The sequence below is a fragment of the uncultured Phycicoccus sp. genome (genome assembly GCF_947495705.1).
Classification (GTDB): Bacteria; Actinomycetota; Actinomycetes; order Actinomycetales; family Dermatophilaceae; genus Phycicoccus.
The window spans coordinates 272,785-297,076 of record NZ_CANLZR010000002.1 but is presented as its reverse complement, the minus strand read 5'-3'; the positions used below and the strand labels follow the sequence as shown (position 1 = coordinate 297,076).

Below are 24,292 nucleotides of genomic sequence, written 5' to 3'. Positions count from 1 at the left end.
TCGGGCCCGATCCGTGCGTGCGGGGAGCCCGTCCGGGCCATGGCGCGCCCGGCGATCGGCCATCATGCTGGGCCGATGTTCGACGACGCACGGGGGTACGACCGGTTCATGGGCCGGTGGAGTGCGGCCCTGGCCCCACAGTTCCTGGACGCCGTGCTCGAGGGGACGCAGGACCCGACGGCGGTCTGCGACGTCGGCAGCGGCACCGGCAACCTCGCCGCGGCGCTGCTCGAGCGACACCCGTCGGTGCGGGTCACCGGGGTCGACCCCTCGCCGCCGTTCGTCGCCGCTGCGCAGGCGCGCCTCGGCAGCCCCCGCGTGCGCTTCCAGGTCGGCAACGCGCTCGACCTGCCGCTGCGTGAGCACGAGGTCGACGCGGCGCTGGCGCTGCTCGTCCTCAACTTCGTTCCCGACGCGCTCGCGGCAGTGCGGGAGATGCGTCGGGTCACCAGGCCCGGCGGTCTCGTCGGCGCCGCGGTGTGGGACTACGCGAGCGGGATGACGATGCTCCGGGTGTTCTGGGACGCCGTGGCCGCCGTGCGACCGGGCCAGGAGGTCGTCGACCAGGGCCTCGACCGGCACGCCGCCGGTGGCGGGCTGGGGCCGCTCCTGAGGGACGCCGGGCTCGCGGACGTGGAGGAAGGCCTGGCCGACGTGCCGCAGCGCTTCTCGTCGTTCGAGGACTACTGGAGCCCGCTCCTCGGTGGTATCGGGCCGGCCGGGGCGTACGTCGCGGCGCTCGACGAGGACGCCAGGGAGGCGCTGCGGGCCGAGCTCGAGCGGCGGCTCGGGTCCGGCGTCATCGAGATGACGTCGACGGCCCGCTGGGTGCGCGGCACCGTCCCGGGCTAGCCGGCTCCTGCTCAGCCGTGCGGGAAGGTCGTCTTGGCCGGTGCCTCGAGGTCCGCACGGTGGTTGCGGATGAGGTCGAGGTTGCGGTCCCGCAGGTGGTCGAAGCCCTGGCCGATGTTCGACCCCGGGGTCAGCGACGCGAGGGCCTCGGCCGGGTCGAGGCGCGCCGAGACCCAGCCCTCGTGGGATGCGGCCTTGGCGACGATGTGCCCGAGCGGGGTGACGATGTGGCTGTTGCCGAAGTAGTGGACCCCTGCGGCGTCGGTGCCGGTGGCGTTGGCGCCGACGACGTACACGTGGTTGTCGTAGGCGCGGGCGCGTGAGGTGAGCTCCCAGATGTCGGCCGATCGGAGCAGCGCCGACGGGCGGGCGATGACTTCGGCTCCGCGGACCGCCTGGATGCGAGAGAGCTCGGGGTAGTCGCCGTCGAAGCAGACGATCATCCCGATCCGGCCGAGCTCGGTGTCGACGACGGTGACGGTGTCGCCCGGGGTGACCCAGCCACCGCCGGCGACGGCCTCGGAGCAGAACGGGTGCGTCTTGCGGTAGATGCCCCGGATGACGCCCACGGGGTCGATGAGAACCGAGCTGTTGTAGACGATGTCGGGGGTGGGGCCGCGCTCGTAGGTGCCGGCGACCAGGTGGACCCCCAGCTCGGCGGCGACGTCGCACAGCCGCTGGGTGACGGGGCCGGGGACCTCGGAGACCAGCTCCCACAGCTCCTCGGTCGGGCAGCCGGGGGTGAAGCCGGTGGTGCACGACTCGGGCAGGACGACGAGCTCGGCGGCGGTGTCCTCGACGCAGCGCCGGGTGATCTCGACGCACCTGGTGATGTTCGCCGTGACGGACTCGGCGGTCAGCGGGCCGGGAACGGGGGCCACCTGCACGGCGGCGGCGGTGAACGCGCGCATCAGCGCCTCCTGGCGATCCGGGCGCCGAGGGCGACGCCGGCGAGGGCGAGTAGACCGCCGGCCAGGGCGGCGACGACGAGGTCGCGCGTCGAAGCAGCGGGGGCGGCGGCCGCTCGTCCGGTGAACGTCTCGCCGACGGCGGGAGTGCCCGCCGGGACCGGGACCCCCGGGACCGGCGCGACGGGGACGCGACGCCCGGCGATGTCGTCGTCGAGGGCGGTGAAGAACTGGGTCGCCATCTTCCGGGTGACACCGGCGAGCATCCGCTGGCCCACCCCGCCGATGGTCCCGCCCACGGTCGCGTCGGCGTCGTAGGCGAGGTCGGTGCCGCCGGAGGCGGACGGCTCGAGCCGGACCCGGACGTCGGCGTCGATGGTGCCGGGGGCGCCGGACCCGCTGGCGCGCAGCGTCAGCGACGACGGCTCGTCCATGTCGGTGAGGGCGACCTCGCCGGTGTAGGTGCCCTTGATCGCGGCGACCCCGGCGGTGACGGTCATCGCGTACCGGTCCTCGCCGACCGTCGTCAGCGCCTCACACCCGGGGATGCACCGGGCGAGGATGGCCGGGTCGAGGATCGCGGACCACACCTGCGCGGGGGTCGCCTCGAGGGTCGAGGTGCCGGTGAGCTTCATCGCGGGCCTTCCTGGGCGGTGACGGGGTCGGGGGAGTGCTGCCGCCGCAGCTCCCACAGCTCGGCGGGGCTGATCGGCATCGAGCGGATGGTCAGGCCCTCGGCGTCCTCGATGGCGGAGGCGATGACCGCCGACACCGGGATCGTGCCCGCCTCGCCGGCGCCCTTGATGCCGAGCGGGTTGAGGGGGGAGGGGGTCTCGAGGTGGTCGGTCTCGACCGTCGGGACCTCCGAGGCGTAGGGGATGAGGAAGTCCATGAACGACGCGTTGAGCAGCTGCCCGCCCTCGTCGTAGACCATCCGCTCGTAGAGCGCGCCGCCCACTCCCTGGGCGACGCCGCCGTGGACCTGGCCCTCGACGATCAGCGGATTGACCATGACGCCGCAGTCGTGCACGACGCAGTAGCGCAGGATGCGGATCTCGGCCGTCACCGGGTCGGTCTCGACGATCGCGGCGTGCATCCCGTTGGCGAAGGTCGCCTGGGTGGGGGAGTAGAAGTCCTGGCCCTCGAGGCCGGGCTCGTCGTCGTCGGCGACGGGCGGCTTGTCGGGGTCGAAGGTGCCGGCGAACTGCGTTGCGGCCTGGGCCGAGGTGTCGAACGCGTACCGGAGCGGGTTCGACAGCACCGCAACGGTCTTGAGGTCGATCGAGGTCCCCGGCGCGCCCTTGACCGAGATGACGCCGTCACTGATCTCGAGGTCGTCCGCCGACACCTCGAGCGCCTCGGCGGCGATCCGCAGCGCCTTGGCGCGGACCACCCGGGACGCCAGGGCCACCGCGTTGCCCGACATGACGGCGCCCCGCGACGCGAAGGTGCCGACGGCGTACGCCATCCGGCGGGTGTCGCCGGTCGTCACGTGCACGTCCTCGATCGGCACGCCGAGCTCGTCGGCGACGATCTGGGCGAGGATCGTCTGGTGGCCCTGCCCCTGGGTCGTGAGGCCGGTGGCGACGTTGACCCGCCCGCTCGTCTCGACCTGGACGTGCCCGCCCTCGTACGGGCCGACGCCGGTGCCCTCGACGTAGCACCCGATGCCCAGCCCGACCCGCCGGCCCTCGCGCTCGGCCTGGGCGCGGTAGGCGGCGAAGTCGTCCCAGCCGACGAGGTCCTTGAGCTTGGCGAGCGAGGCGGGGAAGTCGCCGGAGTCGTACTTGAGCGGCCGGCCGTCCTGGAACATCAGGCCCTGGTCGTAGGGCATCTCGTCGGGCTGGATGAAGTTGCGGCTGCGCACCTCGGCGCGGTCGAGGCCGAGGTGGGCCGCGATGGCGTCCATCGTCCGCTCCATCGCGTAGCAGCCCTGCGGCCGGCCCGCCCCCCGGTACGGCGTCACGATGACGGTGTTCGTGTAGAGCGACCAGAACTCGACCCGGTAGGCGCCGGGCTTGTACGGGCCGAGCAGCTGGGTGGCCGTGATGATCGGGACGATGATCCCGTACGGGGTGTAGGCGCCGTTGTCGTGCCAGAAGCGGACGTCGAGGGCCAGCAGCCGGCCGTCGTCGTCGAACCCGACCGTCACCTCCTGGAGCTGGCCGCGCTCGTGGGCGCTGGACACGAAGTGCTCGCGGCGGTCCTCGGTCCACTTGACGTCCCGGCCCAGGGCCCGGGCCGCCCACGGGACGAGCACCTCCTCGGGCCAGGGGTGCACGATCTTGACCCCGAAGCCGCCGCCGACGTCGGGGGTGACGACCTCGACCTTGGCCAGCGGCATCCCGAGCTTGGCGGCGACGGCGGCGCGGACCCCCGTGCTCGTCTGGGTCGAGGAGAACAGGCGCAGGGACCCCTCGTCGGCGTCCCAGCGGGCATAGACGCCCTTGCCCTCCATCGGCATGCACGCGCTGCGCTCGATGGCGAGCTCGAGGGTCAGGGTGTTCGGGGCCGCGGCGAGGGCGGCGTCGACGTCGCCCACCTCCTGGCGCAGGTTCGCCGCGACGTTGCCGGGGACGTCGTCGTGGACGAGGTGGGCGCCCTCCCGGGCGCGGTCGACCCCGACGACGGCGGGGAGGCTCTCGTAGGTCACGGTGATGCGGGCGCAGGCGTCCTCGGCGACGTACCGGTCGCGGGCGACGACCATGACGACGGCCTCGCCGACGTGGTTGACCGCGTCCTTCGCGAGGCAGTGGCCCGTGCGGGCGTGCGTCATCGCGGGGTGCGGGATGAGGACCGGCAGGGGGTCGGCGACGCGGCCGTCGAGGTCCTCCCACGTGTAGATCGCCTCGACCCCCGCGAGCTCCCACGCGTCGGCGATGTCGATGTCGGTGATCCGGGCGTGCGCGTGCGGGCTGCGGACGAAGGCGGCGTGCAGGGCGCCCCGGCCGAGGTCGTCGACGTAGCGGCCGTTGCCGGTGAGGAGGCGGGGGTCCTCGCGGCGCTGCACCCGCTCGCCGAACTGCCGGGTGCTCACGTCGCCTCACCCCGCCGGATCTCGGCGGCCCGGACGACGGCCTTGACGATGTTCTGGTAGCCGGTGCAGCGGCACAGGTTGCCCGAGATGGCCTCGCGGGCCTCCTCCGGCGTCGGGTCGGGATGGTCCTCGAGGTACGCGCTGATCGTCGTGACGAACCCCGGTGTGCAGAAGCCGCACTGCAGGGCGTGGCACTGGGTGAAGGCCTGCTGGACCGGGCTCAGCGCATCCGGGTCGTTGCCGATGCCCTCCACGGTCGTGATGTCGTGCGGCTGGGCGGTGACCGCGAACATCAGGCAGGCCCGGGCGGGCTCGCCGTCGACGAGGACGGTGCACGCGCCGCAGACCCCGTGCTCGCAGCCGACGTGGGTGCCGGTGAGCCCGAGGTCGTGGCGGAGGAAGTCCGACAGCAGCCGTCGCGCCGGAGCCGCCGCCGTGCGGTGCACGCCGTTGACCCGCAGCGTGATGTCGAGCATCTGCTCGGTGGCCGGCTCGCTCATGCGGCACCCTCCGTGTGGTCGGTCGTGCACGCGGCAAGCGCGCGCCGGGTCAGCTCGGCCGCGAGCATCCGGCGGTAGTCGGCGCTCGCGTGGATGTCGGACTCGGGGTCGACGTGGGCCCGCACGGCCTCGGCGACCGCGTCGAGGGGCAGGTCGCCGACGGTGCGCCCGGCGAGGAGGTCGGTGAGGTCGAGGACGTCCGGGACGGGGGTCACCGACACGAACGACGCGCGGGCCGCGGCCACCGCGTCGCCGTCGAGCGTCACGACGAGGGCGACCCCGGCGAGGGCGTAGTCGCCGGACCGGCGGGCCGACTCCGTGAACCATGTGCGGGTGCCCGCCGGGAGACGGCCGAAGCGGACCGCGACGACGAGCTCGTCGGGGGCGAGGGTGGTCTCGAGCGGCCCGGTGAAGAAGTCCGCGGCGGGGATCTCGCGCGGCCCCGAGGGGCCGACCACCTCGACGGTCGCGCCGGTGAGGACCGCGACCGAGGGCATCTCGCCGGCCGGGTCGGCGTGCGCGATGGAGCCGACGGTCGTGCCGCGGGTGCGGATCGCGGGATGGGCCACGTTCCGGACGGCCTGGCGGAGCAGCGGCAGAGCAGCCGCGGCCCCGCCATGGCGCTCCAGCCCGGCGTGCCGGACGAGCGCCCCGACGCGGACGTGCTCGGGGGTGATGTCGACCGCGCCGAGACCCGCGACCCCGTTGATGTCGACGAGGTGGCCGGGCGAGGCCAGCCGCATGTTGAGGACGGGGATGAGGCTCTGCCCGCCCGCGAGGACCTTCCCGTCGTGGCCGACCTCGCCGAGCACCGAGACGGCCTCGTCGACGGTCCGCGGTGCGTGATGGACGAACGGAGCGGGCTTCACCTGTTCGATCCTGCCTCTCGAAGGGTCGGTCGCGGAAGGGAACGTGACGAAAACGGTTCGCCCCGCCCGACGATGGCGCCGGGCGGGGCGAACGGTGCTGGGTCAGGGCCGGCGGTCGCGGCCCGGGTCGCGCTCGCCGGGCGAGCCGGGGTAGCCCTCCTGGCGGAGGTCGTCGACGCCGTCGGAGTCGCCGTACATGTGGTCGCCGATCGCCATCGCGGTGCCGTCGGCCCCGGCGCGCATCTCGGGGGGAGCGATGGCCCGAGCGAGGTGCCAGCCGGCGATCGTCACGATGGTGCCGAGGGCGATGCCGGTGAGCGAGAAGTCCGCGCTGATGTCGAGCGAGACGTTGCCGATGCCGATGATGATGCCGGCGGCGACGGGCACGAGGTTGATCGGGTTGCCGAAGTCGACCCCGTTCTCCTTCCAGATCTTCGCGCCGAGCAGGCCGATCATCCCGTAGAGGACGACGGTGATGCCCCCGAGGACGCCGCCGGGGACCGAGGCCACGAGCGCCCCGAACTTGGGCGAGAGGCCGAAGACGACCGCGACGGCCGCGGCGACGTAGTACGCCGCGGTCGAGTAGACCCGGGTGGCGGCCATGACGCCGATGTTCTCGGCGTACGTCGTCGTCGGGGAGCCGCCGACCGAGGAGGCGAGGACGGTGCCGACGCCGTCGGCCGCGATGGCCCGGCCCATGACGGGGTCGAGGTCGTGCCCGGTCATCTCGGCGACCGCCTTGACGTGACCGGTGTTCTCGGCGATCAGGGCGATGACGGCCGGCAGGACGAGGAGGACGGCCGCGACCGAGAAGCTGGGGGTGTGCCAGCCGACGACCTCCTGGCCGTCCGCGGCGATCATCGTCTGGCTCGGGAAGCCGAACCACGCCGCGTCGCCGATGCCCGAGGTGTCCCAGCGGTAGTGGTCGGTGGCCTCGGTCGCCCCGCCGAGGACGGAGTTGATCTGGCCCAGCGTCGCGTCGAAGAACCAGGACAGCGCCGTCCCGAAGATCAGGGCGAGGAAGATCGCGATCCGGCTGACGAAGCCGCGGAAGGCCACCGCGCACACGATCGTGAACAGCATCGTGAGGATGGCGACCCACTGGTCCTGCGGCCAGTAGATGCCCGCGACGACCGGTGCGAGGTTGAAGCCGATGAGCATGACGACCGCGCCCGTGACGACCGGGGGCAGAACCTTGTGCAGGACCGAGGAGCCGAGGAAGTGGATGGCGACGCCGACCGCCGCGAGGACGAGACCCGCGACGAGGATCGCGCCCGTGACGGTCGGGGAGTCCCCGCCCTGGGCCCGGATGGCCGCGACGCCACCGACGAAGGACGCCGAGGTGCCGAGGTAGCTGGGGACCTTCCCCGAGACGATGAGGAGGAACGCGATGGTCGCGATGCCGCTCATCATGATCGCGAGCTGGGGGTTCAGGCCCATGATGAGCGGGAACACGAACGTCGCGCCGAACATCGCGACGACGTGCTGGGCGCCGAGACCGACGGTGCGGCCCCACGAGAGACGCTCGTCGGGGGCGACGACCTCCCCGGGCGCGAGCGACGAGCCGTCGCCCTTGACTGTCCAACCGAGTCCGAGGGGCATGCGGTGACCTCTTCCAGCCGGGTCCGCGCCCACTCCGGCGCGGCTCACAGGGACCGTGATACCGGGAACCTAGTGACGCTGTCCGGCGACACCCTCAGCAATGGTTGACAGCCGAAGGCCCGGACCGTTGGCACAGTGCCGTCGCGGTGAGGCCGCGCGACCCGTCGCGGACACCGGGCCGTCACATCTCCCCCTCGGCGATCGTCACCACGGTGGCAGGCTTCGTCGACGGAGGGGTGCGCACCATGGACGGGATCGAACGGTTCGAGGCCGAACGGCCGCGGCTGCTGCGCATCGCGGGCGGCGTCCTCGGCGACCCTGCGGAGGCGGAGGACGTCGTCCAGCAGTCGTGGCTCCGCCTGCACCACGCCGACGGTGACATCGAGAACCTGGCGGGCTGGCTGACGACGGTGGTGACCCGGCTGTGCCTCGACCGGCTCCGGGCCCGGACGCCGGTCCCGACGGAGCCGACCGAGGTCCTCGCGGCCGGCGGACCGACGCTGCACGCGGTGCCGGACCCCGCCGACCGGGTCGCCCTCGCCGACACCGTGAGCGTCGCCCTCCAGGTGGTGCTCGACCGGCTGACCCCGGGCGAGCGGGTCGCCTTCGTCCTCCATGACACCTTCGGGGTCGAGTTCGCCACGGTCGCCGCGACGCTCGACACGTCCCCGGCCGCCGCCCGCAAGCTGGCCTCGCGGGCGCGAGCCAAGGTCCGTGCCGCCTCCACCGAGGGCGCACCGGCCGACTGGGAGGTCGTCGACGCCTTCCTCGCCGCGGCCCGCGGCGGGGACCTCCGCCGGCTCCTCGCCCTGCTCGCTCCGGATGTCGTCGTCACCGCGGACGCGGCCGCGGTCGCCACCGGGACGCCCGAGCGGCTCGAAGGGCGCCAGGCGGTGGCCGCGATGTTCGACGGTGCGGCGAAGGCGGCCCTCCCCGTGCTCGTCGGCGACCGGCCCGGCGCCGCCTGGTACCACCGAGGCGAGGCCCGGGTGCTCTTCGACATCACCGTCGAGGACGGCGTCGTCAGCGGCATCGTCTTCCGTGCCGACCCGGGCGTGCTCGCCCGGGTCGTGCGGCGGCCCGGCGCCACGGCGCCACCCCGACCCCTACCCCGACCGAAGGAGACCCGATGAAGACCATGACCTGCCGGCAGCTCGGCGGCCCGTGCGACCACGAGCTGCCGGGTGCGAGCGCCGATGACGTCATCAAGGCCCAGGACCGCCACCTCGAGGACCAGGTGCGAGCCGGGGACACGGCGCACCAGCAGGCGCACGACGAGATGAAGGGCCGATGGCGGAACCCTGTCAAGGGGATGGGCTGGTACCGGGCCACGAAGAAGGCGTTCGCCGCGCTCCCCGACGACCCGCCCCACCGCTGACCGGCCCGGGGCCTCCCGTGGCCTCAGGATGGACACCCCATCCCGTTGCGGGTGACAATGGGTCGACGGCTCGAAGGAGGTGTCGCGATGTGGTGGCTGATCATCGGCGCGCTCGTCGTCGTCGTCGCGGCGATCGTCGTCGCGCACCGGCGGGGGACGCACGCCTCCGACCGCGACACGATGCGGGTCGCGGGCAACGGTGAGCACATGTTCGGTGTCGAGATGTCGCGGCACCACGACAGCGGGGGCACGGGCGCCGGCTTCTGAGCCCGGCGCCGCGGTCCGTCTGTCGGGCACGATGTCCGGGTGCACCATGTCGAGCTGCTCCTGGACCCCGACACCGACGCGGCGGTCCGCGACCAGTGGCGGCTGCTCGACGAGGCCGGGCTGCCGAGCCAGGCGCAGCACCGCAGCACGTCCAACCGGCCCCACGTCACCCTGGCGATGACCAAGGACTGGCCCGTCGTCGGCGCCCGCCAGGACGTGCTCGCCCCCCTGGCCGTCCTGCCGCTGCCGGTCCGGCTCGGCGCGCCCGTCGTGTTCGGCCGGGACCCCTACGTCCTGGCCCGCCTCGTCGTCGCCACCGGCGCGCTGCTCGCGCTGCACCGCGACCTCGTCCACCGGCTGCCACCGCTTGCCTCGGATCTGCTCGTCCCGGACCGGTGGACCCCGCACGTCACCCTCGGGCGCCGGCTGGCAGGCGGCCAGGTCGCCGAGGCGCTGGCGCTCCTCGCGCAGGCCCCCGAGCGCGAGGCCGCCCTGGACCGCGCTCGGCACTGGGACTCCGACGCCCGGCTCGACGAGCCGCTCGACGGCTGAGGCCCGCGCCCCCGCCGCGTTCGGCCGCCGCGTAGCGTCGGGGGCATGACGACCCAGCGCTTCGACTTCGCCTTCGACCCCCGCTACCGGGCGGCCGGGCTCCCGTTCGGCGTCACGCCGGGCCGCGCCTGGGTCGAGGTGGGCGACGGGAGGCTGCGCGCCCGGTTCGGGCCGTGGCGCCTCGACACCCCGCTCGACAACGTGGCCGAGGTGTCCGTCTCCGGCGGCTACGGGTTCCTCAAGACCGCGGGTCCGGCGCACCTGTCGCTCACCGACAAGGGCGTGACCTTCGCGACGAACGGCGACCGCGGGGTGTGCGTGCGCTTCCACGAGCCGGTGCAGGCCCTGGACCGCAGCGGCCGGCTGCTTCACCCGGGGGCGACGTTCACCGTCGCCGACGTCGACGGGTTCGCGGCCGCGCTCCGGGGCTGACCGCGTTCACGGGGTGTGTGGCTGGGGCCCGTCCTTGCAGCGCAGAGACGCTCGTCGAGATCAGCGGTGCAGTTGACCGGTGCCAGGACCCCGCTTCACCGCACCGGCGGGGTCGCCGTTCCTGCCGCAGGTCGGGCGTTGTCCGACCCTGACGACGGCTGATCGATGGCCCGGACGGGGTTGTCGGCGCAGGACGGCCACGTATCCCCGGACCACGCCGACAACCCCGGCACCGGGGCGCCCCCTCAGATGCCCTTCATCCGGTGCACCCGCAGGGCCAGCGCCAGGGTGAGCCGCAGCTGGGGGTCGGTCGTGAAGGGGCCGAGCATCCGCTCGAGCTTGGCGATGCGGTAGCGCAGCGTGTTGTAGTGGAAGAACAGGCGGCGTGCGGTCTCGGCGACGTTGAGGTTGGTGTCGATGAGCACCGACAGGGTGTGCCGCAGGTCCGCGTGCTCGGGCACGTCGTCGATCGCGAGCTCGCCCAGGCTCTCGGTGACGAACCGCCGCAGGTCCGCGGAGTCCGGCACGAGCGCGAGCAGCCGGTAGATGCCGAGCTGGTCGAAGTGCGCCAGGCCCGAGCCGCCGTCCACCTGCCGGCCCACGTGCACCGCCGTCAACGCCTCGTCGTAGGCGCGCGGCAGGTCGGCGGCGGAGGTGACGAGCCGGGACACCCCGGCGGTGAAGGTGCGACGGCCCCCGCCGCCGTCGCCGCGGACGACGCGGACGAGGTCGCCCACCGGCCGCAGCACGGCGTCGGCGTCGGCGTCCTCGGGGACCGGGAGCAGCACGACGACCTCCTGGCTGAACCCGGCGACGGCCACCGAGGGGTCGCGGGAGCGCACCGCCTGGGTCCACGCCCGGGCGAACCGGTCCTGCAGGTCACGGACCTCGGCGGTGGTGCGCGTGGACTCGGCGTCGTTCTCGTCGGTCTCGGCGACGACGACGACGAGGGGCCGGTCGATGTCCCAGCCGAGCGACGTGGCGTGCGAGGCGGCGTCGTGCGCGTCGCCGGCGCGCCCGGCGAGAGCGTCACGGAGGAACTCGGCGCGGTACTTGCCCTCGACGGCGGCCACCGCCTGCTCCTTCGTCACGGCGAGTGCCGCGACGGTGGCGGCCCGTTCGAGCATGTGGACGTCCGGGGCTCCCAGCGGGCGGTCGGGGGAGAAGGCGCCGAGGACCCCGAGGTCGGCCGAGCCGGCGACGATCCGCACGAAGGCCCGTGCCGGGTCCGCGGCGCCGCCCGGGCCGCGCCGCCCCACCGGCTCGTGCTCGACGACGAGCCGCCCGGTGCGGTCGAAGCAGTCCAGCTCGGTCGGCGAGGCGTGGCCGGGCAGGGACCCGGCCTGGGCGAGGACTCGCCCGTCGGTGGTCGTCACGACCGCCGCGCCACCGAAGAACCCGGCGACCGCTCCGGCGATCTCGGGCAGGCCGCCGCCGTCGAGGACGACCCGCACGAGGACCCGGTGCACCTCGTCCTCGCGCTCGAGGAGGGCGCGCTGCTGCTCCACGACCGCGGTCAGCCGAACCACCTCGGCCTCGTCGGCTGTCAAGGTCTGTGTGTCGGCATCGCCATCGTTGGCAACTCTCACCATCAGGCCACTGTAACGGCGTCACTAGCGTCGACGTATGTCCTCGCCCGCACCCGCCCCGGCGTGTGGGCCGCCGGTGCTGCCGGGGGCGCTCTCGCCGCTCACCGCCGACCTCGTCCGGGGGCCACGGCACACCGCCGTCGTCCTCGCCGCGTCGCGGGCCGGCGTGTATCTGGGTGTCGGCGACCGCGTCCTGCCCGTCCTCACCAGCGACGCCTTCGCGCTGCCCGGCGCCGTGCGGCTCGGGCAGCCCTCCGGGGAGGTGCGGCTCGGGGCCCGGCCCGGGGACATCGCCGTCGTCGGTGCCGGGGCCATCCGCCTGCCCACCGTCGTCGTGCGCGGCGTGCGGACGTGGCGTCCGGCCCGCGTGCCCGCTACCTGTGCCACGGACCGGGGCGACCTGGCTCACGTCTGCACCGTGCTCCGGGCCCCGCTCGCGGGCGGCGACGACTGGCTCACCGCCGGGGTCGCCCGTGCCGTGCGGGACGCCGACCCCCGGGAGGCGGTGACGGCCCTCGTCGGGCGCGGGCCCGGGCTCACCCCGAGCGGCGACGACGCGCTCGCCGGGGCACTGCTCGTGCGCCGCTCCCTCGGCCGGGGGCCGCGCCCGGGTGCGCCGGACCCGCTTCTCGACGCGGTCCGCGCCCGGGCATGGGCCACGACGGCCGTCTCGGCCGCTCTCCTCCAGGCCGCCGCTGACGGGTTCGCCACCGGCGAGGTCGTCGACCTCGTGACCGCCGTCGGGCGGGGTGACGCCGCCCGGGCCCGCTCAGCGTTGCCGGCCGTGCTGGCCATCGGGCACACCTCGGGGCGTGACCTCGTCGCCGGGGTGTCCGCCGCCTTCGAGGCCCTCACCTCCTCCGAAAGGGTCGCCGTATGACCGTCCACGTCGAGCTCCGCCGCGGCGCCTACCACGACTCGGTGAGCCTCCTGCAGGTGTCCCGGGCGGTCGCGGGCACCGCGGGCGTGCAGGCGGCGCAGGTCGCGATGGCCACCGAGCTCAACGTCGAGGTCCTCACGGGCATGGGCTTCGCGGTGCCCGGTGCAGCGGCACCCAACGACCTCGTCGTCGCGCTTCGAGCCGACGACGACAGCGGCCTCGCGGCGGGTCTGGCGGCCGTCGAGGACGCCCTGCGCGCCATCTCGCAGAGCTCCGCCGGCACCGGCGCGGCCGACGAGGTCCCGCCCGCCACCCTCGGGTCGGCGGTCCGCCGGTCGGGCGCGACGCTCGCCCTGGTCTCGGTCCCCGGGGCGCACGCCGTCACCGAGACCTACGACGCGATCGCCGCCGGCGCCTCGGTGATGCTCTTCTCCGACAACGTCGCCGTCGAGGACGAGGTGCGGCTCAAGGACGCCGCCGCCGCGGCCGACGTCCTCGTCATGGGTCCGGACTGCGGCACCGCTCTCGTCGGGGGCGTCGCGCTGGGCTTCGCCAACGTCGTGCGCGCCGGTCCCGTCGGCATCGTCGCGGCGTCGGGCACCGGGGCCCAGCAGGTCATGTGCCTGCTCGACGCCGCCGGCGTCGGCGTGAGCCACTGCCTCGGGGTCGGCGGGCGCGACCTCACGGCCGCGGTGGCCGGCCGGTCCACCCGCCAGGCGTTGCGCGCACTCGCCGAGGACCCCGCCACCGGGTGGGTGGTCGTCGTGTCCAAGCCGCCGGACGCCGACGTGCTCGCGTCGGTCGAGCACCAGGCCTCGGGGCTCGGCCTGCGGGTCCACTGGGCCATCCTCGGCGCCGGGCGGGCCGACCTCACCGCTGCCGTCGAGGCCGCCCTGGCCGCCGAGGGCGTCGACGTCCCGGCCTGGCCCGCGACGACGGTGGACGCCGACGCCGCCGGCCCGCAGGGGCCGTCCCTGCGCGGCCTCTTCTGCGGGGGCACCCTCGCCGAGGAGACGATGCTCGTCGCGGCCGAGACGCTCGGCGAGGTCCGCACCAACCTCGGCCACGACCCCGGTCTCGCGCTCGGGCCGGACCTGCGCCACGACGGCCACGTCGTCGTCGACTTCGGCGCCGATGAGCTCACCCGCGGGCGGGCGCACCCGATGATCGACCCGACGCTGCGGATGGAGCGCATCGCCGCCGAGGCCACGGACCCCACCTGCGGCGTCCTGCTGCTCGACCTCGTGCTCGGCCACGGCGCCCACCCCGACCCCGCCGGCGAGCTCGCCGACGCGATCCGGGACGCGCGGGACCGGGCGTCGGCCGCCGGGCGACGGCTCCCGGTCGTCGTCTCGCTCACGGGCACCGAGGCCGACCCACAGGACCGGGCCGAGTGCGCCCGCGTCCTCGCCGCCGCCGGGGCGTCGGTGTTCCTGTCCAACGCGGCGGCGACCCGGCACGCCGTCGCCCTGCTCGGAGGTGCCCGATGAGCGCCCCGCTGCGCGGTCTGCTGGCCGCCGACCCCGTCGTCGCCACCGCGGGCGTCGCCCTGTTCGCCGACGCCCTGCGCGACCAGGCGGTCCCCGTCGTGGACGCCGGCTGGCACCCGCCGCTGCCCGGCACCGAGGCCGCGCTCGCCGCGGTCATGGCCGACCCGCGCCGGGTCGCCGCCAACGCCGAGGCGGTGGCCCGGATGACCGCCGCCGAGGCGGTCCTCGTCGACGTCCTCCCGGCGTCGGAGGCGCTCGGGCTCGAGCGGGGGACGTTCCTGCACGCGGGGCCGCCGGTCACGTGGGAGCGGGCGTCGGGCCCGATGCGCGGCGCGCTCGTCGGCGCCGTCCTGCTCGAGGGCCTCGCCGACACCGCCGAGGAGGCCGAGCGGCACCTGGCCGCCGGGGCCTTCGACCTCGAGCCGTGCCACCACCGCGGTGGCGTCGGCCCGATGGCCGGGGTCGTCAGCCCGTCGATGTGGGTCTACGTCCTGCGCGACGAGGTGCACGGGAACGACTCGTGGTGCTCGCTCAACGAGGGCCTCGGCAAGGTCCTGCGGTACGGCGCGTACGGGCCGGAGGTCATCGACCGGCTGCGGTGGATGGGCGAGGTCCTCGGGCCGATCCTGCAGCAGGCGGTGCGGTCCGTCGGGCCCGTCGACATCCGGGCGATCATCGCGCAGATGCTCCAGATGGGCGACGAGGGGCACAACCGGAACCGGGCGGGGTCGCTCATGCTGCTGCGCGAGCTGCTGCCGGGGATGATCACCACCGACGCGCCCGCGACCGACGTGGCCGAGGCCGTGCGCTTCTCCGGCGCCAACGAGCACTTCTTCCTCAACCTCGGGATGCCGGCGTGCAAGCTCGCGACCCGGGCCGCCGAGGGCATCGCGGGCTCCACCGTCGTCACGACGATGGCGCGCAACGGCACCGACTTCGGCATCCGCGTCTCGGGCACCGGCGACGCCTGGTTCACCGGCCCGGCGAACACCCCGGAAGGCTTGTTCCTCGGGGACTTCGGCCCGGAGGACGCCAACCCCGACATCGGCGACTCGGCCATCACCGAGACCGGCGGCATCGGCGGGCTCGCGATGGCGGCCGCGCCCGCGATCGTCAAGTTCGTCGGCGGCGACGTCCCCTTCGCGCTCGCCGCGACCCGGCGGATGTACGAGGTCACGGTGGGGGAGCACCCCATGTACCAGGTGCCGATCCTCGGCTTCCGGGGCACGCCGGTGGGGATCGACGTGACGGCCGTGGTGCGCACCGGCGAGCTCCCGCAGATCAACACCGGGATGGCCGGACGGGTCGCAGGGACCGGTCAGGTGGGCGCCGGGCTCGTCACGCCCCCGGAGCAGTGCTTCACGGCGGCGATCACCGCGCTCGCGGAGGCCGCAGTCCGCTGAGCGGCCCGCCGTGGCGGCCGCGGGACGGCATCCGGGTGGCCCGGACGAGGGCCTCGAGCGGGCCGGTGCCGACGCGGCGGTCGAGCACCCAGCACACGCCGACGACGACCGCCGTCGTCCCGACGAGGACCGGCCAGGTGTCGTCGTCGGCTCCGCCGCGCGCGAGCGAGATGGCGGCGAGGACGAGGATCTGCACCGTGTAGGCGGTGAAGGCGAGGCGCCCGACCGCCAGGACCGGGGTGAGAGCGCGCGCGAGGCCGGGGGCCGGGCCGCGCACGAGCAGCACGACGGCGAAGGATGCGACGACGGCGCCACACGCGAGGAACGTCGCGGCCAGGACCTCGGCGGTCGTCCCGGAGTAGGGCGCGGCACCGTCCTCGGTGGTCCGCCCGATCAGGTGGATGACCGCGCTCGTGCCGAGCAGGACGGCCGCGATGCCGGACGTGAGCGCCAAGCGGGTGAGGCGGGGCAGGAGCAGCACGAGGACGACCCCGGCCAGCGCCATCGGGAGGAACGAGACGAGCCGGTAGTTCGGGCCCGTCGCGACCCAGCGCAGGAGGTCCCCGGTCACCCCGGCCGCGACCGACGGGTCGGCGGCGACCCGGTCGCGGAGCCGCTCGGTGACGAGCGGGCCGAGGACGGCGCCGGCCGTGACGAGCCCGAGCGTGAGCACCGGCAGGCGGCGGAGCAGCAGCGCGAGCGGCGCGAGGACGACGACGAGCACGCCGAGGTAGGGCAGGACGACGTCGATCTGGCCGTAGAGCGCTTGCAGCAGCACGCCGACGAGCACGAGCAGCACTCCGCGCAGGACGTCGTCGGCCACGATCCGGCGCCGGTCGACATCGGCGCGGGACAGCCGCACCCCGAGGGCGACCCCGATCGTCACGGCGAACAGGGGGGCGGTCAGGTACTCCGAGACGTCGAGCACGCCCCCGACGGGGCTGAGGTGGGCGACGAGCATCGAGAGCACCGCCAGGCCGCGCGCGACGTCGAGCCCCTCGAGACGGGGGCCCGTGGACCCGGGACGGGTCGCGGCGGGGGCCGGGCCGCGGCGGGTGCGTGACCGGTGCCGGCCGCCGGTCGGGGTCGCGTCGGTTGCCATGGGTGCCGGTTCAGCCGCTGGTGGCGTCGAGGTGCTGGAGCAGGTCGTGCGCCGCCAGCTCGACGTCCTTGTGCCGCCACTGCGAGGCGCGGAAGACGCAGGCGATGAGCGCGCTGCGGTGCACCCGGCGGAAGTCCCCGACGGCGAAGGCGTAGCGGGCCTTCGTGTCGTCGGCAGCGCCCTCGGTGAGGCCGAGGTGCCAGGCGCCGTACTCCTCCCAGGGGTGCCGCTCGAGGTAGGCGTTCTGTGCCTCCGCGTCCGGCTGCACCTCACCCCACTCGCTGTCGAGGACGTACTGGCGGGCGTCGATCAGGGCACGCACGTGCTCGACCGCCGCCCCGTTCACCGCGTAGCTCGCCACAGGCACCACGCTAGTCACTCCCGGCTCATCGTGGGAACGGGTCGGACGGGTTGGGCGACCGCCAATGCAAGGATGACCGTCGTGACGGCGACGACTCTCGACGGCAAGGCCATCCTCGCGACGATCAAGGACGAGCTGCGGGCCCGCGTGGCCGCGCTCGCCGAGCGCGGGGTGGTCCCCGGGCTCGGGACGGTCCTCGTCGGTGACGACCCGGGCAGCCGGTGGTACGTCGGGGCGAAGCACAAGGACTGCGCCGAGATCGGGCTGCACTCCATCCGCCGCGACCTGCCCACCGGGACGACGCAGGACGAGGTCCTGGCCGTCGTCCGCGAGCTCAACGAGGACCCCGCCTGCACGGGCTTCATCGTGCAGCAGCCGACGGGCCTCGACGAGAACACGATCCTCTCGGCGGTGGACCCGGCCAAGGACGTCGACGGCCTGCACCCGACGAACCTCGGGTGGCTGGTCCTCGGCCGGCCGGCCCCCCTGCCGTGCACGCCGGTCGGCTGCATCGAGCTGCTCCGCCGGTACGACGTCCCGATCGCCGGCGCCAAGGTCGTCGTCGTGGGTCGCGGGCTCACGGTGGGGCGGCCGCTGGGGCTCATCCTCACCCGTCGTTCCGAGAACGCGACGGTCACCCTGTGCCACACCGGGACCCGTGACCTGGCCGCCGAGGTGCGGCAGGCCGACATCGTCATCGCGGCCGCCGGCGTGCCCGGCATCGTGCGGGGCGACATGGTCAAGCCGGGAGCCGCCGTGCTCGACGTCGGGGTGTCCCGCATCGTCGACGCCGAGACCGGCAAGGGGTCGGTGGCCGGCGACGTGGCCGACGACGTCTGGGACGTCGCGGGCTACGTGTCGCCGAACCCCGGCGGCGTCGGGCCGATGACGCGGGCGATGCTGCTGTCCAACGTCGTCGAGGCCGCCGAGCGTCTCGCCGCGACCCCCGCCTGACCCCGCCCGGGGCCCCACGGTCCGCCGTCAGGCGCTCGGACCGCTGCGGACGGCACCACCGGGGGTCACGTCGGCGTCACCCTGGAGCGCGGCCCGGAAGCTCGGGGTCGCCTGGAGCGCGATGATCTCGGCGGGCATCTCGATGCCGGCGGTGTCCAGCGCCTTCTTGACGGCGTCGATGCTGCGGTGCAGGACGACGAGTGCCTCGTGCTGGGTCGGCGCGCACCAGAACCGTGCCTCGAGGTCCACGGTGGACACGCCCAGGGCCTGGATGAGCGCCTCCGGCCCGGGCTCGGGCAGCACGCCCTCGACGCCCGACAGCGCGTCGACGATGACGGCGGCCGCCTCGGCCGGGTCGTTCTCGTAGGCGATGCCCACGACAAAGGCCAGGCGGCGCCGCTCGAAGTGGGTCTGGACCCGGATGACGCTCTTGTAGACGTCGCGGTTCGGGATGAGGAGCAGCTGGCCGTCGAACGTGCGGATCCGGGTCTCGCGGATGGTGATCGCCTGCACGGTGCCCACGTGGCCCTGGACCTCGATCTGGTCGCCGGAACGGAACGGCTGCCGGAACAGCATCAGCACCCCGGACAGGGTGTTCTCGAGGATGTCCTGGAACGCGAACCCCACCGCGATCGAGAAGAACCCGAGGCCGCCGAGGAGGTCGACCGGACGGACCGACGGGAAGACGACCGCGATGGCGGCGAGCACCGAGACGAAGACCAGGAGCCACCCGGACAGCGTGCTGATGACGTTGGTGAAGCTCGGTGTCTGGCGCTCCCGCAGCCAGCGCCGCAGCGCCCACCGCAGCGCCCGGGCCGCAGCCCACCCCAGGAGCAGGACCGCCAGAGCGACGGCGAGGCGCGGCACCGCGGCCACCAGGGAGTCGACCATCCGGCCGGCGGAGCCGAGCAGCTCGTCACTCCAGGACGTCGGCGACACGGTCAGGATCCCGCTCATGAAGGGCACCGCCCGGGCGTCAGATGAGGCCGAGTCCCTTGACCGCGTCGCGCTCCTCGGCCAGCTCGGCCACCGAGGCGTCGATGCGCTCGCGCGAGAAGTCGTCGATGTCGAGGCCCTGGACGATCTCCCAGCGGCCGTCGCGCACGGTGACGGGGAAGGAGGAGATGAGGCCCTCCTCGACACCGTACGAGCCGTCGGAGCGGACCGACATCGAGACCCAGTCGCCCTCGGGCGTGCCCTCGACCCAGGTGCGCGCGTGGTCGATCGTCGCCGACGCCGCCGAGGCGGCCGACGACGCACCGCGCGCCTCGATGATGGCCGCGCCGCGCTTGGCCACCGTCGGGATGAACGTGTTCGCCAGCCACTCCTGGTCGCCGACGACCTCGGCGGCGTTGCGGCCACCGACCTCGGCGTGGAACAGGTCGGGGTACTGGGTCGCGGAGTGGTTGCCCCAGATCGTCATCTTCCGGATCTCGGTGACCGGCACCCCGAGCTTCGCGGCCAGCTGGGAGATGGCGCGGTTGTGGTCGAGCCGGGTGAGGGCCGAGAACCGCTCGGTGGGGATGTCGGGGGCGTTGCTCATCGCGATGAGGGCGTTGGTGTTCGCCGGGTTGCCGGTGACGGTGACGCGGATGTCGTCGGCCGCGACCTCGTTGAGCGCCTTGCCCTGCGGGGCGAAGATGCCGCCGTTGGCCTCGAGGAGGTCGCCGCGCTCCATGCCCGGGCCGCGGGGGCGCGCACCGACGAGGAGGGCGTGGTTGACGCCGTCGAACACCGTCGAGGCGTCGTCGCCGATCTCGACCTTCGCCAACGTCGGGAACGCGCAGTCGTCGAGCTCCATGACGACGCCCTCGAGCGCCTTGAGGGCCGGGGTGATCTCGAGGAGCCGCAGCTCGACCGGGGTGTCGGGGCCCAGGAGCGCGCCGCTCGCGATGCGGAAGAGCAGGCTGTAGCCGATCTGGCCGGCGGCGCCGGTGACGGCGACCTTGACGGGCGTGGTGCTCACGGTGGTACCCCTTCGTGACGAGCGTGTCGATGACGGCTCGACGCTATCAGCGCCGGACCATGGCGCCGCCCGCGGCGGTGTGGTGGGCTGGCTGTCGTGGCGACCCCGGAGACCGAGCGGACGGACCGCCGCCCGGTGCTCGCTGCGGCCGCGACCGCGGTGGTCTCCCTCGGCGTGGTCCTCGCCGCCGCGCGCTGGGGCTGGCTGGGCGCCGACGTGGGCCGCGGCAGCGGGTTCTGTGAGGCCGCTCGGCCGGGCTGGGTGCTGCAGCCGACCAACGCCTGGAGCAACCTCGCCTTCGTGGTCGCCGGCCTGGCCGTGGCCGCGTACGCCGCCGACCGGGCTCGGCTCGGCGTCACGATGGGCGCGCACCCCGGCCTGGCGCTGACCTACGCCGTGGTCGTGGTCCTCCTCGGGCCGGGCTCGCTGGCCATGCACGCGACCCAGACCCGGCTCGGCGGCCACCTCGACCTGCTGAGCATGTTCCTCGTGTCGGGGTTCGCCCTCGCGTACGCCGTAATGCGCCTCGCGCGCCGCGGCCCGGGCCTGTTCGCGCTGCTGTTCCCCGTGCTCGTCGCGGTGGGGATGGTGGTCCTCCTCAGCGGGGGCCGGGTGCCCCTGGTGCGCCACTCGGGCAACGCCGCCTTCGCGGCCATGATCGTGCTCGCTGTCGCCGTCGAGGTCGCCCTCTGGCGGCGTCGCGACCCCCGCCAGGACGCGGCCTTCGGGCTGGCGTCGGTCGTGACGCTGCTCGTCGCCTACACGGTGTGGCAGTTCGGCCGGCGGGGCCACCCCTGGTGCGACCCCGGCTCGCTCCTGCAGTGGCACGGCCTCTGGCACGTGCTGTGCGCCGTGGCCGCCTACCTGCTGTTCCGGCACTACGTCGCGGAGCGCCCGGCGCCGCCCCCGTGACGGTCAGCGCGGGGCGTCCGGGTCCACGCCCTCGGCGACGACGGCGTCCTGAGGTTCGATCTCGCCCGAGATGTCACGGTCCCGCCGGTCCACGCCGGTGATGAGGTGGAAGGTCGCGCCCGCGATGGCCGCGCCGAGGATCGGTGCGAGCCAGAACAGCCAGAGCTGGCCCGGGGCCCCGTCACCGTTGAAGAACGCGACCCCGGTGGAGCGGGCAGGGTTGACGGACGTGTTCGAGATGGGGATCGAGATGAGGTGGATCAGCGTCAGCGACAGCCCGATCGCGATGGGGGCGAAACCCTGCGGGGCACGGGAGTCGGTGGCCCCGAGGATGACGTACAGGAAGACCGCGGTGAGCAAGGCCTCCGCGACCAGGACCGCGACGAGGGAGTAGCCGCCGGGGGAGTGCTCGCCGTAGCCGTTGGCCGCGAGGTTCCCGGTCGGCGAGAAGCCAGGGACGCCGCGGGCGATGCCCCACAACGCGGCGCCGGCGAGCAGGCCGCCCACGACCTGGGCCCCGATGTAGCCCGGCACCTCCCGCCACTCGAACCGACGGGCCACCGCAGCGCCGATGGTCACGGCGGGGTTGAAGTGCGCACCTGACACATGGCCGACGGCATAGGCCATCGTCACGACGGTGAGGCCGAAGGCGAGCGCGACCCCCAGGAAGCCGATGCCCACCTGCGCGCTCTGGCCGCCGATGACGTTCGGGGCGATGTACACCGCCGAGAACACGGCCGAACCGCAGCCCCCGAACACGAGCCAGAAGGCCCCGAGCATCTCGGCGCCGAGTCGCTGGGGCATTGTCGGTGTCGTCATGTCGCACAGTGTGGCCCGGGCGGCGGCCCCGTGGGGGAACGCGCCGCATTCCCGTGCCGTCGGTCGCGGCGACCCGCCCTGCGTCCATCACTGCCCTACGCTCGGCGCCGCCTGTCTGCCGCGCCCCTGTTCGCCGGCGGGCGCGGCAGACGCCGCTCGATCCGGTCAGGCCAGGCTCGCGAGGACCCCGTTGAAGGTCTCGCTCGGGCGCATCACCGCGGCGGCCTTGTCGCCGTCGGGCCGGTAGTAGCCGCCGATGTCGACCGGCTCGCCCTGGACGGCGATGAGCTCGGCCTCGATGGCGTCGGTCTGCGCGACGAGCTGCTCGGCCACGGGTGCGAAGATCTCGGCCAGTGCCGCGTCCTCGGTCTGGCCGGCCAGCTCCTCGGCCCAGAACCGCGCGAGCCAGAAGTGACTGCCCCGGTTGTCGATCTGGCCGATCCGCCGGGACGGGGACTTGTTCTCGTTGAGGAGCGACTCGGTGGCCCGGTCCAGGGTCTCGCCGAGGACGCCGGCCCGGGCGTTGCCGTTCGCGGCCTCGTGCCGGAAGGACTCGGCGAGCGCGAGGAACTCGCCGAGGCTGTCCCAGCGCAGGTAGTTCTGCTCGACGAGCTGCTGGACGTGCTTGGGCGCCGACCCGCCGGCCCCGGTCTCGAAGAGCCCGCCGCCGTTCATCAGCGGGACGACCGAGAGCATCTTCGCGGAGGTGCCGAGCTCGAGGATGGGGAAGAGGTCGGTGTTGTAGTCGCGCAGGACGTTGCCGGTGACCGAGATCGTGTCCTCGCCGCGGCGGATCCGCTCGACGGACAGCTTCGCGGCCTCGACCGGCGACAGGATCCGCAGGTCGAGCCCCTCGGTGTCGTGCTCGGGCAGGTAGGCCTCGACCTTGGCGATGAGGTTGCGGTCGTGGGCGCGGGTCTCGTCGAGCCAGAAGACCGCGGGGGTCTGCGAGGCCCGGGCACGGGTGACCGCGAGCTTGACCCAGTCCCGGATCGGGGCGTCCTTGGTCTGGCAGGCGCGCCAGATGTCGCCGGGCTCGACGTCGTGGCTCATCAGCACCCGGCCGTCGGCGCCGACGACCTCGACGCGCCCCGCGGCGGTCATCTCGAAGGTCTTGTCGTGGCTGCCGTACTCCTCGGCCTTCTGCGCCATGAGCCCGACGTTCGGGACCGAGCCCATCGTCGTCGGGTCGAAGGCGCCGTGCCGCTGGCAGTCCTCGACGACGGCCTGGTAGACGCCGGCGTACGAGGAGTCCGGGATGACGGCGAGGGTGTCGTGCTCGTCGCCGTCCGGGCCCCACATGTGGCCGGAGGTGCGGATCATCGCGGGCATCGAGGCGTCGACGATGACGTCGCTGGGGACGTGCAGGTTGGTGATGCCCTTGTCGGAGTTGACCATCGCGAGCCGGGGGCCGTCGGCGAGGCCCTGCTCGAAGGCGGTGCGGATCTCGTCGCCGTTCGGCAGCGCGTCGAGGCCGTCCAGGATCCCGCCGAGGCCGTTGTTGGGCGACAGGCCGGCCGCCTGGAGGTCGGCGCCGTAGCGCTCGAAGACCTCGGGGAAGAAGGCCTTGACGACGTGGCCGAAGATGATCGGGTCGCTGACCTTCATCATCGTCGCCTTGAGGTGGACCGAGAACAGCACGTCGTCCGCCTTGGCCCTGGCCACCTGCTCGCGCAGGAACGCCTCGAGCGGGGCGGCGCGCATGACGGTGGCGTCGACGACCTCGCCGTCGAGCACGGCGAGCCCGTCCTTGAGGACCGTCTCGGTGCCGTCGTCGGCGATGTGCCGGATCGTCAGGGTGTCGCCGCCGTCGATGACCACCGACTGCTCGTTGGACCGGAAGTCGTCCTGCCCCATCGTCGCGACCGAGGTCTTGCTGTCGGCGCTCCACTCACCCATCGAGTGCGGGTGCTTGCGGGCGTAGTTCTTGACCGCGGCGGGTGCGCGCCGGTCGGAGTTGCCCTCGCGCAGCACCGGGTTGACGGCGCTGCCCTTGACCTTGTCGTAGCGGGCGCGGATGTCGCGCTCCTCGTCGGTGGCCGGCTCGTCGGGGTAGTCCGGCAGCGCGTAGCCCTGCGACTGGAGCTCGCGGATCGCGGCCTTGAGCTGGGGCATCGACGCCGAGATGTTCGGCAGCTTGATGATGTTCGCGTCGGGCGTCGTGGCGAGCTCGCCGAGCTCGGCGAGGGCGTCGTCGATGCGCTGCTCCTCGGTGAGGTGCTCCGGGAAGAGAGCGAGGATGCGGCCCCCGAGCGAGATGTCGCGGGTCTCGACGTCGACGCCCGCGGACGAGGCGAACGCCTGGACCACGGGGAGGAACGAGTAGGTGGCCAGCATCGGGGCCTCGTCGGTGAGGGTGTAGATGATCGTTGCCATGGGGGTACTCGTCGCTCCTCGGTCTTCGCGGATATCTTGACGT

Annotated in this window: 24 protein-coding genes; 11 read left to right on the top strand and 13 right to left on the bottom strand. The window is 73.9% G+C overall.

What is annotated here, in order from left to right; translation table 11 throughout:
* Positions 1-75: 75 nt before the first annotated feature.
* The gene (locus tag Q0963_RS04660; protein WP_299443307.1) at positions 76-852 is read left to right on the top strand and encodes a class I SAM-dependent methyltransferase; all 777 of its coding nucleotides are present in this window, start codon (positions 76-78) and stop codon (positions 850-852) included.
* A gap of 11 nt (positions 853-863) precedes the next feature.
* Here Q0963_RS04660 and Q0963_RS04655 read toward each other — a convergent pair whose 3' ends face one another.
* The 6 genes from Q0963_RS04655 to Q0963_RS04630 all read right to left on the bottom strand — a co-directional run bounded on the left by Q0963_RS04655 (position 864) and on the right by Q0963_RS04630 (position 7,768).
* Positions 864-1,763, bottom strand: a complete 900-nt coding sequence (locus Q0963_RS04655) for a carbon-nitrogen hydrolase family protein (protein WP_299443304.1) — start codon at positions 1,761-1,763, stop codon at positions 864-866.
* Entirely contained in the window at positions 1,763-2,395 is a 633-nt protein-coding gene (locus Q0963_RS04650) for a carbon monoxide dehydrogenase subunit G (protein ID WP_299443300.1), read from the bottom strand. The genes Q0963_RS04655 and Q0963_RS04650 overlap by 1 nt, the downstream gene beginning before the upstream one ends.
* Positions 2,392-4,797, bottom strand: coding sequence for an aerobic carbon-monoxide dehydrogenase large subunit (gene cutA, locus Q0963_RS04645; RefSeq protein WP_299443297.1), 2,406 nt, complete (start codon positions 4,795-4,797; stop codon positions 2,392-2,394). The genes Q0963_RS04650 and cutA overlap by 4 nt, the downstream gene beginning before the upstream one ends.
* On the bottom strand, positions 4,794-5,297 hold the full coding sequence (locus tag Q0963_RS04640; protein WP_299443294.1) for a (2Fe-2S)-binding protein: 504 nt from the start codon (positions 5,295-5,297) through the stop codon (positions 4,794-4,796). The genes cutA and Q0963_RS04640 overlap by 4 nt, the downstream gene beginning before the upstream one ends.
* Positions 5,294-6,166, bottom strand: coding sequence for a xanthine dehydrogenase family protein subunit M (locus tag Q0963_RS04635; protein WP_299443291.1), 873 nt, complete (start codon positions 6,164-6,166; stop codon positions 5,294-5,296). Before Q0963_RS04635 ends, Q0963_RS04640 begins: the two co-directional genes overlap by 4 nt.
* A gap of 102 nt (positions 6,167-6,268) precedes the next feature.
* Entirely contained in the window at positions 6,269-7,768 is a 1,500-nt protein-coding gene (locus Q0963_RS04630) for a uracil-xanthine permease family protein (protein WP_299443288.1), read from the bottom strand.
* Between the two features lie 212 nt (positions 7,769-7,980).
* Between Q0963_RS04630 and Q0963_RS04625 the strand changes: the two genes are divergently transcribed.
* The 5 genes from Q0963_RS04625 to Q0963_RS04605 all read left to right on the top strand — a co-directional run bounded on the left by Q0963_RS04625 (position 7,981) and on the right by Q0963_RS04605 (position 10,397).
* Positions 7,981-8,901: a sigma-70 family RNA polymerase sigma factor gene (locus Q0963_RS04625; protein ID WP_299443285.1), complete on the top strand. Its 921-nt coding sequence runs from the start codon at positions 7,981-7,983 to the stop codon at positions 8,899-8,901.
* On the top strand, positions 8,898-9,146 hold the full coding sequence (locus Q0963_RS04620; RefSeq protein ID WP_299443282.1) for a hypothetical protein: 249 nt from the start codon (positions 8,898-8,900) through the stop codon (positions 9,144-9,146). Before Q0963_RS04625 ends, Q0963_RS04620 begins: the two co-directional genes overlap by 4 nt.
* 87 nt (positions 9,147-9,233) lie before the next feature.
* Positions 9,234-9,413: a hypothetical protein gene (locus Q0963_RS04615; protein WP_299443280.1), complete on the top strand. Its 180-nt coding sequence runs from the start codon at positions 9,234-9,236 to the stop codon at positions 9,411-9,413.
* A gap of 39 nt (positions 9,414-9,452) precedes the next feature.
* The gene (locus tag Q0963_RS04610) at positions 9,453-9,965 is read left to right on the top strand and encodes a 2'-5' RNA ligase family protein (RefSeq protein WP_299443277.1); all 513 of its coding nucleotides are present in this window, start codon (positions 9,453-9,455) and stop codon (positions 9,963-9,965) included.
* A gap of 45 nt (positions 9,966-10,010) precedes the next feature.
* Positions 10,011-10,397: a hypothetical protein gene (locus tag Q0963_RS04605; RefSeq protein WP_299443274.1), complete on the top strand. Its 387-nt coding sequence runs from the start codon at positions 10,011-10,013 to the stop codon at positions 10,395-10,397.
* 245 nt (positions 10,398-10,642) lie between these two features.
* Here Q0963_RS04605 and Q0963_RS04600 read toward each other — a convergent pair whose 3' ends face one another.
* The gene (locus Q0963_RS04600; protein WP_299443271.1) at positions 10,643-11,947 is read right to left on the bottom strand and encodes a CdaR family transcriptional regulator; all 1,305 of its coding nucleotides are present in this window, start codon (positions 11,945-11,947) and stop codon (positions 10,643-10,645) included.
* Between the two features lie 76 nt (positions 11,948-12,023).
* Between Q0963_RS04600 and Q0963_RS04595 the strand changes: the two genes are divergently transcribed.
* From Q0963_RS04595 to Q0963_RS04585, 3 genes are read left to right on the top strand one after another with little or no spacing between them, the layout of a single operon-like run.
* A complete protein-coding gene (locus tag Q0963_RS04595) occupies positions 12,024-12,866 on the top strand; it encodes a DUF2877 domain-containing protein (RefSeq protein WP_299443268.1) in 843 nt (280 codons plus the stop codon).
* Complete coding sequence (locus tag Q0963_RS04590; RefSeq protein WP_299443265.1) at positions 12,863-14,356, top strand: FdrA family protein; 1,494 nt, start codon at positions 12,863-12,865, stop codon at positions 14,354-14,356. Before Q0963_RS04595 ends, Q0963_RS04590 begins: the two co-directional genes overlap by 4 nt.
* Positions 14,353-15,759 (top strand): DUF1116 domain-containing protein, encoded by a 1,407-nt coding sequence (locus Q0963_RS04585; protein WP_299443262.1) that lies wholly within the window; start codon positions 14,353-14,355, stop codon positions 15,757-15,759. The genes Q0963_RS04590 and Q0963_RS04585 overlap by 4 nt, the downstream gene beginning before the upstream one ends.
* On the opposite strand, the gene Q0963_RS04580 is transcribed toward Q0963_RS04585, so the two are convergent.
* Complete coding sequence (locus Q0963_RS04580) at positions 15,728-16,861, bottom strand: DUF418 domain-containing protein (RefSeq protein WP_299443259.1); 1,134 nt, start codon at positions 16,859-16,861, stop codon at positions 15,728-15,730. The two genes, Q0963_RS04585 and Q0963_RS04580, sit on opposite strands and share 32 nt — an antisense overlap.
* A 10-nt stretch (positions 16,862-16,871) precedes the next feature.
* Positions 16,872-17,222 carry a hypothetical protein gene (locus Q0963_RS04575; protein WP_299443256.1) on the bottom strand — a complete coding sequence of 117 codons (351 nt, stop codon included), beginning with the start codon at positions 17,220-17,222 and terminating at the stop codon, positions 16,872-16,874.
* Between the two features lie 81 nt (positions 17,223-17,303).
* On the opposite strand from Q0963_RS04575, the gene Q0963_RS04570 reads away from it, so the two are divergent.
* On the top strand, positions 17,304-18,176 hold the full coding sequence (locus Q0963_RS04570) for a bifunctional methylenetetrahydrofolate dehydrogenase/methenyltetrahydrofolate cyclohydrolase (protein ID WP_299443253.1): 873 nt from the start codon (positions 17,304-17,306) through the stop codon (positions 18,174-18,176).
* A gap of 27 nt (positions 18,177-18,203) precedes the next feature.
* Here Q0963_RS04570 and Q0963_RS04565 read toward each other — a convergent pair whose 3' ends face one another.
* A complete protein-coding gene (locus Q0963_RS04565) occupies positions 18,204-19,133 on the bottom strand; it encodes a mechanosensitive ion channel family protein (protein WP_299443250.1) in 930 nt (309 codons plus the stop codon).
* Positions 19,134-19,152: 19 nt separating this feature from the next.
* Positions 19,153-20,142 carry a malate dehydrogenase gene (locus tag Q0963_RS04560; RefSeq protein WP_299443247.1) on the bottom strand — a complete coding sequence of 330 codons (990 nt, stop codon included), beginning with the start codon at positions 20,140-20,142 and terminating at the stop codon, positions 19,153-19,155.
* Positions 20,143-20,238: 96 nt separating this feature from the next.
* On the opposite strand from Q0963_RS04560, the gene Q0963_RS04555 reads away from it, so the two are divergent.
* Complete coding sequence (locus Q0963_RS04555; protein ID WP_299443244.1) at positions 20,239-21,054, top strand: ceramidase domain-containing protein; 816 nt, start codon at positions 20,239-20,241, stop codon at positions 21,052-21,054.
* A gap of 3 nt (positions 21,055-21,057) precedes the next feature.
* Here the strand turns inward: Q0963_RS04555 and aqpZ are convergent, their stop codons facing one another.
* Positions 21,058-21,873 (bottom strand): aquaporin Z, encoded by an 816-nt coding sequence (gene aqpZ / locus Q0963_RS04550; protein WP_299443241.1) that lies wholly within the window; start codon positions 21,871-21,873, stop codon positions 21,058-21,060.
* 165 nt (positions 21,874-22,038) lie between these two features.
* A complete protein-coding gene (locus tag Q0963_RS04545) occupies positions 22,039-24,249 on the bottom strand; it encodes an NADP-dependent isocitrate dehydrogenase (RefSeq protein ID WP_299443237.1) in 2,211 nt (736 codons plus the stop codon).
* Positions 24,250-24,292 lie beyond the last annotated feature (43 nt).

Excerpts from the sequence above, each read along its gene's own strand:
- Q0963_RS04615 (WP_299443280.1), top strand. The coding sequence starts at position 9,234 with ATGTGGTGGCTGATCATCGGCGCGCTCGTCGTCGTCGTCGCGGCGATC.
- Q0963_RS04640 (WP_299443294.1), bottom strand. The coding sequence starts at position 5,297 with ATGAGCGAGCCGGCCACCGAGCAGATGCTCGACATCACGCTGCGGGTC.
- Q0963_RS04620 (WP_299443282.1), top strand. The coding sequence starts at position 8,898 with ATGAAGACCATGACCTGCCGGCAGCTCGGCGGCCCGTGCGACCACGAG.
- Q0963_RS04660 (WP_299443307.1), top strand. The coding sequence starts at position 76 with ATGTTCGACGACGCACGGGGGTACGACCGGTTCATGGGCCGGTGGAGT.
- Q0963_RS04655 (WP_299443304.1), bottom strand. The coding sequence starts at position 1,763 with ATGCGCGCGTTCACCGCCGCCGCCGTGCAGGTGGCCCCCGTTCCCGGC.
- Q0963_RS04545 (WP_299443237.1), bottom strand. The coding sequence starts at position 24,249 with ATGGCAACGATCATCTACACCCTCACCGACGAGGCCCCGATGCTGGCC.
- Q0963_RS04595 (WP_299443268.1), top strand. The coding sequence starts at position 12,024 with ATGTCCTCGCCCGCACCCGCCCCGGCGTGTGGGCCGCCGGTGCTGCCG.
- Q0963_RS04650 (WP_299443300.1), bottom strand. The coding sequence starts at position 2,395 with ATGAAGCTCACCGGCACCTCGACCCTCGAGGCGACCCCCGCGCAGGTG.
- Q0963_RS04605 (WP_299443274.1), top strand. The coding sequence starts at position 10,011 with ATGACGACCCAGCGCTTCGACTTCGCCTTCGACCCCCGCTACCGGGCG.
- aqpZ (WP_299443241.1), bottom strand. The coding sequence starts at position 21,873 with ATGACGACACCGACAATGCCCCAGCGACTCGGCGCCGAGATGCTCGGG.
- Q0963_RS04565 (WP_299443250.1), bottom strand. The coding sequence starts at position 19,133 with ATGAGCGGGATCCTGACCGTGTCGCCGACGTCCTGGAGTGACGAGCTG.
- Q0963_RS04630 (WP_299443288.1), bottom strand. The coding sequence starts at position 7,768 with ATGCCCCTCGGACTCGGTTGGACAGTCAAGGGCGACGGCTCGTCGCTC.
- Q0963_RS04580 (WP_299443259.1), bottom strand. The coding sequence starts at position 16,861 with ATGGCAACCGACGCGACCCCGACCGGCGGCCGGCACCGGTCACGCACC.
- Q0963_RS04590 (WP_299443265.1), top strand. The coding sequence starts at position 12,863 with ATGACCGTCCACGTCGAGCTCCGCCGCGGCGCCTACCACGACTCGGTG.
- Q0963_RS04585 (WP_299443262.1), top strand. The coding sequence starts at position 14,353 with ATGAGCGCCCCGCTGCGCGGTCTGCTGGCCGCCGACCCCGTCGTCGCC.